The sequence below is a fragment of the Streptomyces sp. NPDC006265 genome, assembly GCF_040613555.1.
In the GTDB taxonomy this organism is placed as follows: domain Bacteria; phylum Actinomycetota; class Actinomycetes; order Streptomycetales; family Streptomycetaceae; genus Streptomyces.
This window is the reverse complement of record NZ_JBEXSH010001534.1, coordinates 1-1,047: the sequence shown is the minus strand read 5'-3', so window position 1 is coordinate 1,047 and position 1,047 is coordinate 1. Positions and strand designations below refer to the sequence as shown.

Sequence of the window (1,047 nt, the reverse complement as noted above, 5' to 3'; positions counted from 1 at the left end):
CTCCCGCCCGTCGCCCCCGAGCTCCGCCGGCCCACCCGCGCCGTGCCTCCGGGAGCCGGGCTGCGCCGCGCCGCCGTCGCGGTGGCCGTTCTGGCAGCCGCGGTGATCGGCTTCGGTGGTGCGCTCGTGCTGCGCGGCGAGCCCGAGGACGACAGTGCCGCGCCCGCGCCCGGCCCGCCCCGGTCGGCCCCCTCCACCCCCGACCCCACACCCGCCCCGCCCGGCCCGGCCGCCCCCGCACCCGCGGACCCCGACGGCGCCGGCACGTTGCGTGAGGGAGCCACCGGCCCCGAGGTGACCGAACTCCAGCAACGTCTCCTGGACATCCCGGACGTCTACCGGGACGGCTCCACCAGCGGCAGCTACGACCCCACCCTCACGGCCGCGGTCGCCCGCTTCCAGCTCTGGTACGGCATCCGCGGCGACGAGACCGGCGTCTACGGCGACGACACCCGGGCCGCCCTGGAGTCCCGCACGAGCTGATGTGTGACCATGGCCGGCATGGACGAGTTCGTGGACCGGCTGAACCCCGAGATGTACGTGGTCACGGCCACCGCGGGGGGTGAACGGGCGGGCTGTCTGGTCGGGTTCGCCTCGCAGTGCTCGCTGCGGCCCGTGCGGTTCGTGGTGTGGCTGTCCGAGCTCAACCACACCTTCCGGGTGGCCCGGAACGCGGACGTCCTCGCCGTTCACCTGCTCGGCCGCGAACAGCACGCCCTCGCCGAGCTGTTCGGCGGGCAGTCCGGCGACTGGACCGACAAGTTCCAGGACGTCCGGCTACGGGAGGCGCACGGTGGGGCCCTCGTCCTGGAGGACGCGCCGGCCTGGTTCGTCGGCCGTATCGTGACGCGCGCGGGCGGCGGCGACCACATCGGTTTCGTCCTCGACCCGGTCGAGTGGGGCGGACACGGTGCGCACGGCGGGCCGTTGCTGCGCCTGTCCGACGCCGTCTCCATCCACCCGGGCCACCCGGTCGACTGACGTCCGACCCTCTTTTGTCGAACGCCGGGCAAGGGCTGCGGAAAGCGGCGGAACGGTGGGACCGAT

The 1,047-nt window shown here is 74.6% G+C and carries 2 protein-coding genes; both read left to right on the top strand.

What is annotated here, in order from left to right; genetic code table 11:
* Positions 1–483 (top strand): peptidoglycan-binding domain-containing protein (locus tag ABZ281_RS50420; protein WP_356665668.1); only part of this gene is annotated, 483 nt, incomplete at its 5' end.
* A 9-nt stretch (positions 484–492) separates the two neighbouring features.
* Positions 493–981: a flavin reductase family protein gene (locus ABZ281_RS50415; protein WP_356665666.1), complete on the top strand. Its 489-nt coding sequence runs from the start codon at positions 493–495 to the stop codon at positions 979–981.
* Positions 982–1,047: the final 66 nt, after the last annotated feature.